The following is a 6,928-nucleotide window of genomic DNA, read 5'->3' as shown; positions in this document are numbered from 1 at the left end:
GGCCGCCTCACCCCGTGAGGCCGGGTCAGGCCCCGGCCGCCGCCGTGAGCTTGGCGGCGTCGGGCGCGTAGGCGGCCATCCAGTGCGGGTGCAGGCGGTAGTAGACGATCTCGTCGTCCCAGTCGAAGGCGTCATCGCCGTAGAAGCCCTTGAGGTAGGCGCGCAGGTCCGGCCAGTCCGGGGCCGGTTCGCCGTCCCGCGGGTTGAGGATCTCCACCGTGCCGTGCGTGAACACGCCGAGGTCCTCCCCGCGCATGTGCGCCGCGCTGACGGCGGGCCGGGCGGCCAGATGGCGGGCCTTGGCCGCCTCGCGCGCCGTGCCGAAGTGCCACTTGCCGTGCAGGAAGTGCCCGTCCACACCGCTGATCCGCGGCTCCCCCAGGGCGGTCACCGTGGACAGCGCCAGCGTGCACATGCCGGTGAGCACCCGGCAGAGCTGCTCGGCGGTCAACGTCCTCTCCGTGTTGATGATCGACCGCAGATGCGCGGTGGAGCGGGAAAGGGAGTCGTCCAGAAGGGTCTGGAGCTCCTTGAGTTCTTCTCTGGTTTCACGCATGACGAGTCCTAGTCCGAAGGGTCCGGTCCACACTTCATCCCCCAGCACTGGCCGGTGTCCCCACCCTGCCCCCAAAACCTGACACCTTCCGTCAGGCTTTCTCCGGGTGCGGAAAGTTCGGCGGCTCCGCGCGAACTTCTCGATGCCGTCGGGACATCCAGACGGCCGCGGCCGACCGTGGGTTCGGGGAGCGGCCGGTCGGATTGATCACGTCCCGCCGCGCCAACTCGCGCCGCGTCCCCCCGCATCTCACCCCCCAGAGCGCGATCACGAGAGACCGCGCACGGAGAACGAGAGCGAGGACCCATGCGGAAGATCATGATCACCGGAATGGCGGCGGCGCTGGCGCTCGGCCTGACGGCCTGCGGCGGCGACGGCGGCTCCGCGGCGGCCTCGCCCTCCTCGCCCGCGGCCTCCGCGCCCGCGCCGAGCGAGTCCTCGACGCCGGACGGCGGTTCCCCGCCCGGCGGCCCTTCGACCCCGCAGGGCTCGGGCGGCTCGGGTACCCCGGGCGGCCGGCACACCCCGCTCGCACAGGAGGGCGGGCAGCAGGGCGGCCGGCAGGTCACCACCAAGTGGGGGCCGCTGCGCTACCTGGCGCCGGGCAAGTACACCGTCGGGAACGTCGCCTTCTTCACCGCCACCGACACCGTCGTGTACGTCGCCGGAGGCACCTGCCCCAACGGCGCCCCCACCCCGCCCGACGTCAGCAAGTGCTCCGTCGACGGACTCGACGAGTGGGTGAAGGCCGCCCCGCACAACGCCAGCGTCCGCTTCTCCGGCGCGACCGCCACCCGCATCACCGAGACCCAGTAGCGCGCGGCCCGCTCAGCCTCGGGAACCCCGCCGGCGGACCGGCGGGGTTCCCGCGCTTCCGGCGCCGGGCGGGGTCAGGGGAGTTTGCGGATCTCTTCTATGACGGACGGCATCGTCTCGTTGTTGTGGCGGATCCAGTCGAGGAGGACGGCGACCTGGTCGTCGGTGTAGGCGTCGAGGCGGTCGCGGAAGGCCCGGCCGATCGGTTCGAAGTAGCGGGCGAACTGGGCGACGTTCTCCTCGACGAGTTCGACGATCACGCGGCGGCGGTCGTCGGGGTCGCGGGTGCGGCGGACGTAGCCGGCGCGCTCCAGGCGGTCGATGACGGCGGTGATGGCGCCGCCGGTCGTGATGCCCATGAGCTGGGCGAGCTGGCCGGGCGTCTGGGGGCCGTCGAGCGTCAGCGCGTTGACGCACTGGGCGTCGGTGACGTTCATGCCCGCCTTGCTCGCGGTGGCATGGTGCAGAAGCACCGTGAACATCGTGCTGCGCTGCATCGCCATCTGCAGCTCGCCCGCCATCCGCTCGCGCTCCGGGGTCGACACGCCGAGGACCTCTCTCCCTATTTCTCTCATGTAGAGACACTCATTTCAAGAGCGACTCTCTAGGGGAGATTCTATCGACCCGATCCCGGCGGGACCAGGCAGGACGGCGACGGCATGTGGCGCAGCCGACACCGTTCAATGATCGCACCACTGCGGAGCGCGACCTACCATGGGTTTCGTTAGGACCACTAACAGAGGTCCGCTCCTGGCCCCGAATCCCACGAAGGTTCGGGGCCGCCCCCTATCTGGCCTCCTCCGCCACCTGCTTCGCCCAGCGGTAGTCCGCCTTGCCGGCCGGGGACCGCTTCATCTCCGCGACGAACGCGTAGACGCGCGGCACCTTGTAGCCCGACAGATTCTTGCGGCAGTGCTCGTTCAGCTCCTCGGAGGAGGGCTCCGCGCCGGAGGGCTGGACGACCGCCGCGACGCGGCTGCCCCAGCGCTCGTCCGGAATGCCCGTCACGACCGCGTCGTAGACGGCGGGGTGGCCCTTGAGGACGGCCTCGACCTCTTCCGGGAACACCTTCTCGCCGCCGGTGTTGATCGCCTGCGAGCCGCGGCCGTACACGGCGATCGAGCCGTCCTCCTCCACGGTCGCGATGTCGCCGGTGAGCAGCCAGCGCCGGCCGTCCACCAGGGGGAACGTCCGGGCGGTCTTCTCCGGGTCGTTGTAGTAGCCCTGCGCGATGTGGCCCGTGCGGGCGACCTGGCCGATCACGCCGGATCCCGGCTTCACGGGCTGGAACGCGTCGTCCAGGACGGTGACGTTCTCCACGTCCGGCGCGAACCGCAGGCCCTTCTCCGGGGTGGAGCCGGCGACCGCCTCGGCCGTCGAGCCCGACTCGGTCGAGCCGAAGCGGTCCAGGATCATCGTGTTCGGCAGCAGCTTCTGGATGCGGTCGCGGACCGTCCCGGTGAAGATCGCGCCGGTGGAGACGTAGGCCAGCAGGGACGAGGTGTCGTAGTCCCCGCGCGCCAGCTCCTCGGCCATCGGGATCGCCATGGCGTCACCGGTGATCGTCAGCGAGTTGACCTTCTCCCGCTCGATCGTCCGCCACACGTCCGCCGCGTCGAACTTGCGCGTGTAGACGAGCGTCGCGCCCATGAACCAGGCGATCCAGGTGGCCATCTGGGCGGCGCCGTGCATCAGCGGCGCGACCGGCATCATGGTCATCGGGCCGCCGCCCCGGGCGTTCTCGACGACGTCCTCCGGCCTGGTCGGACGGGGAAAGGTGGGGTTCCAGAACGCGAGCAGCATCTGCTCGGTCGACCACATGACGCCCTTCGGCATCCCGGTGGTCCCGCCGGTGTAGATGATGTAGAGGTCGTCCTTGGAGCGCGCCGGGAAGTCCCGTGCGCCGGAGGCGTCCTTCAGAGCCTCGTCGTAGGCGACCGCGCCCGGGATGGACGGCTCGCCGCCCACCGCGACGAGGTGCCGCAGCCCGGGCGCCTCCGGGACGGTCGCCGCGACGCGGTCCTCGAACTCCACGTCGTACAGCAGCGCGACGCTGTCGGAGTCCTTGTACACGTAGAGGAGCTCGCTCTCCACGTACCGGTAGTTGACGTTGATGGGCACGGCCCGGATCTTCAGCGCGGCCAGCAGCGCGGCGGCGTACTCGACGCCGTTGTAGAGCTGGACGGCGACGTGCTGGCCGGGCCGGACCCCCGCGTCCGAAAGGTGGTGCGCGAGGCGGTTCGCGTGCTCGTCCAGCTCGGCGTAGGTGAGGCGCCGGTCGCCGCACACCAGCGCGAGACGGTCCCCGATCGCGTCCGCGACGCCCTCGAACAGGTCAGCGTGGTTGAACTCCATCGGACGGGCCTCCGGGAATCAGGGTTTGTCGCTGCCGACGATCCACATGGCGAAGAACTGGGCTCCGCCTCCGTAGGCGTGGCCGAGCGCGCGGCGCGCGCCGTCCACCTGGTGCTCGCCCGCCCGGCCGCGCACCTGCAGCGCCGCCTCGGCGAACCGGATCATCCCGGACGCCCCGATCGGGTTGGACGACAGCACGCCGCCGGACGGGTTCCACGGGATGTCGCCGTCCAGTGCCGTCGCGCCCGCCTCGGTGAGCTTCCAGCCCTCGCTCTCGCCGCAGAACCCGAGGTTCTCCAGCCACATCGGCTCGTACCAGGAGAACGGGACGTAGACCTCGGCGCAGTCCAGCTCGCGCCGCGGGTCGGAGATCCCGGCCTGCCGGTAGACGTCCGCCGCCGCGTCCTTGCCGCCCTGCGGGCTGACGGTGTCGCGCCCGGCGAACTGCATGGGCTCCGAGCGCATCGCCGTGCCGTGCACCCACGCGGGCGGGGCCGGCGCCCGCTTCGCCGCGTCCTCCGAGGCCAGCACCATCGCGCACGCGCCGTCCGAGGACGGGCACGTCTCCAGGTAGCGGATCGGCTCCCAGAGCATGGGCGTCGACTCGACCATCTCGCGGGAGATGCCGGGGATCTTCAGGTGCGCGTACGGGTTCTTCAGCGCGTTCTGCCGGTCCTTGACCGCGACGAGCGTCCCGACGTGGTCGGGGGCGCCCGAGCGGCGCATGTAGGCGCGGATGTGCGGGGCGAAGTAGCCGCCCGCGCCCACCACCAGCGACGTCGTGAACGGCGAGTTCACCGTCAGCGCCCACGTCGCGTTCGACTCCGACTGCTTCTCCCACGCGATCGTGAGGACGCGGTCGTGGACGCCGCCCTGGATCAGCCCCGCCGCGACGATCGCCGTGGAGCCGCCGACCGACCCGGCGGTGTGCACCCGCATGATCGGCTTCCCCGCGGCGCCGAGCGCCTCGGCGAGGAACGTCTCCGGCATCATCACGCCCTCGAACAGGTCGGGGGCCTTGCCGACGACGACCGCGTCGATGTCCTTCCAGGTCAGCTGGGCGTCCTCCAGCGCCCGGCGGGCCGCCTCGCGCAGCAGCCCGGCCATCGAGACGTCCAGCCGCTTGGTCTTGTACGCCGTCTGCCCGACGCCGATGATCGCGCAACGGTTAGCCATGGTTCTCTCCCGACAGGACGCAGACGAGGTTCTGCTGGAGGCAGGGGCCGGACGAGGCGTGCCCCAGCACGCGGGACGCCGACCCGTCGTGGACGCGGGCCGCGGCCTCGCCGATCCGGATGAGGCCGGCGGCCATCATCGGGTTCGCCGACAGCGGCCCGCCGGACGGGTTGACCACCGTGTCCTCGCCCAGGCCGAGCGCCTCCCGCAGGATCAGCTCCTCGTGCGTGTACTGCGCGTGCAGCTCGGCGACCTCGATCCCGGTCGCGCCGGCCCTCTCGCCCGCGACGCGGGCCGAGTCCGAGCGGCTCAGGTCGCGGACGCCCGGCGCGTGCGGCTCGGTGCGGTGGTCGATCCCGGTGATCCACGCGGGGCGCTCGCACAGCTCGCGGGCCCGGTCGCCCGCCGCGAGGACGATCGCGGCGGCGCCGTCGGTGACGGGCGCGACGTCGTAGGGGTGCAGCGGGGCGACGTCGTAGTCGTCGCCCTCGGGGTCGGGCAGGTGCAGCGCGAACGGGTTGCCGCGCCCGGCCTCGCGGGACCGCGCGGCGACGGCGCGCAGGTCGTCCTCCTTCGCGCCCGACCGCTCCATGTAGGCGCGGGCCTGGAGCGCGGCCAGGGACACCGCGTCGATGCCGAGCGGCGCCAGGTGGTACGGGTCGAGCTGCTGGGTGAGGACGGCGCGCAGGTTCCCCTGCGACGACTTGCCGAACCCGTACACGAGCGCGGTGTCGATGTCGCCGTGTTGGAGCCTCACCCACGCCTCGTACAGCGCCCACGCGGCGTCCATCTCGACGTGGCTCTCGGAGATCGGCGGCCACGCGCCGATGGCGTCCAGCGCCGACACGAACGCGAAGGGGGCGCCGGCGAGGTAGTCGCAGGATCCGGAGCAGGTGAAGCCGAACTGCTTCTGGCCCGTCCGCTCCTTGATCTCGGTGATGACGGGGGCCAGGATCTCGATCTCGGCCATCCCCCGGTCCTCACCGCTGTGCTCGGTCTGCGCGAACGCGACCACGGCCACGGGACGAGGCATCACATGAAGTCCTTGATCTCTTCGAAGGGGACGTCGGGCTCGTCGATCGGCTCGAACCACTTGATGTTGCCCATCGTCCGCTCCCACTCCTCGCGGGGCCGCCACGCCGCCTTCACCCGCATGCCCATCCGGACCTGGTCGGCCGGGATGCCCGCCACGAGCGTCAGCATCGTCAGGCCCGCGCCGTCCAGCAGGACGTAGGCGGACACGAACGGCACCTCGGGCGCGCGCGGGTCGGGGATGTTGTTGACCGCGAAGGTGGTGACGGTGCCGGTGTCGGGCAGCTCCACCTCCTCGGTCGTGGGGACGCCGTCGCGCGGGCACAGCCCCTTCATCGGGACGATCACCGATTCGCACACCGGGCACCGGTGGCCGAGGATGCGGCCCTCGGACATGCCCTCCAGGAAGCGCCGCAGGGCCTGCCCGCCCTTCAGGCGGTACTCCAGCCGCGTCGGCGCGTTGATCATGGTGACCTCGGGCTGGAAGCACTCGATGTCGCCGATCCCGCCGGTGCGCTCGGCCCGCCACCGGGGGCGGACGCGCATCCCGGTCCTGAGGAACTTCGGCGGCTTCGCGCCCTCCTCGAAGATGCCGAGGTCGAGGGCGTGCAGGAGCGCGGTGTCGGCGCCGTCCGGGCGGATCAGCGCCCAGGCGAACGGGCGGTCGAGCGGGTGCTCCTTCGCCGGGTGCGCCACCCACGACCAGGTCGTGACCGTCCCGACCGGGCCGACCTCGACGAACTCGTCCGTCACGTCCTCGCCCGTCTGCGGGTCGTACTCCGACGGCGGGACGAGGACCCTGCCGTCCGCGGTCCGGACGCCGACCAGCCGGCCGTCGCGCAGCTCGCTGAAGAAGCGGCCGATCACCGGGCCGACCGAGCGCGTGTAGCCGCCGGGGAACTCCAGGACGTGGTTCGGCTCGGGCGGCCCGGCGTCGGCGGGCGCGTTCTCGACGCGCGCCATGTCAGATGGCACTGTCGCGGTCCTTCCAGT

At 71.7% G+C, this 6,928-nt stretch carries 7 protein-coding genes; 1 reads left to right on the top strand and 6 read right to left on the bottom strand.

The annotated features are described in order from the left end of the window. Positions 1–25 precede the first annotated feature (25 nt). The gene (locus AB0C69_RS35505; RefSeq protein WP_360359668.1) at positions 26–556 is read right to left on the bottom strand and encodes a pyridoxamine 5'-phosphate oxidase family protein; all 531 of its coding nucleotides are present in this window, start codon (positions 554–556) and stop codon (positions 26–28) included. A gap of 306 nt (positions 557–862) precedes the next feature. Here AB0C69_RS35505 and AB0C69_RS35500 point away from each other — a divergent pair, with 306 nt between their 5' ends. Further along, positions 863–1,372 carry a hypothetical protein gene (locus tag AB0C69_RS35500; RefSeq protein ID WP_360359665.1) on the top strand — a complete coding sequence of 170 codons (510 nt, stop codon included), beginning with the start codon at positions 863–865 and terminating at the stop codon, positions 1,370–1,372. 74 nt (positions 1,373–1,446) lie between these two features. On the opposite strand, the gene AB0C69_RS35495 is transcribed toward AB0C69_RS35500, so the two are convergent. From AB0C69_RS35495 to AB0C69_RS35475, 5 genes are all read right to left on the bottom strand, one after another. Continuing rightward, complete coding sequence (locus tag AB0C69_RS35495) at positions 1,447–1,917, bottom strand: MarR family transcriptional regulator (protein WP_345181711.1); 471 nt, start codon at positions 1,915–1,917, stop codon at positions 1,447–1,449. A gap of 241 nt (positions 1,918–2,158) precedes the next feature. Beyond that, on the bottom strand, positions 2,159–3,727 hold the full coding sequence (locus AB0C69_RS35490; protein WP_360359661.1) for an acyl-CoA synthetase: 1,569 nt from the start codon (positions 3,725–3,727) through the stop codon (positions 2,159–2,161). An 18-nt stretch (positions 3,728–3,745) separates the two neighbouring features. Beyond that, positions 3,746–4,903: a thiolase domain-containing protein gene (locus AB0C69_RS35485; RefSeq protein WP_345181716.1), complete on the bottom strand. Its 1,158-nt coding sequence runs from the start codon at positions 4,901–4,903 to the stop codon at positions 3,746–3,748. Next, positions 4,896–5,936: a thiolase domain-containing protein gene (locus AB0C69_RS35480; RefSeq protein WP_360359658.1), complete on the bottom strand. Its 1,041-nt coding sequence runs from the start codon at positions 5,934–5,936 to the stop codon at positions 4,896–4,898. The genes AB0C69_RS35485 and AB0C69_RS35480 overlap by 8 nt, the downstream gene beginning before the upstream one ends. Then, positions 5,936–6,898 carry an OB-fold domain-containing protein gene (locus tag AB0C69_RS35475; RefSeq protein ID WP_360359671.1) on the bottom strand — a complete coding sequence of 321 codons (963 nt, stop codon included), beginning with the start codon at positions 6,896–6,898 and terminating at the stop codon, positions 5,936–5,938. Before AB0C69_RS35475 ends, AB0C69_RS35480 begins: the two co-directional genes overlap by 1 nt. Between the last annotated feature and the right edge of the window lie 30 nt (positions 6,899–6,928).

The sequence above is a fragment of the Actinomadura sp. NPDC048032 genome, from assembly GCF_040653175.1.
Lineage (GTDB): Bacteria > Actinomycetota > Actinomycetes > Streptosporangiales > Streptosporangiaceae > Spirillospora > Spirillospora verrucosospora.
This window is presented reverse-complemented; position numbering and strand designations above follow the sequence as displayed.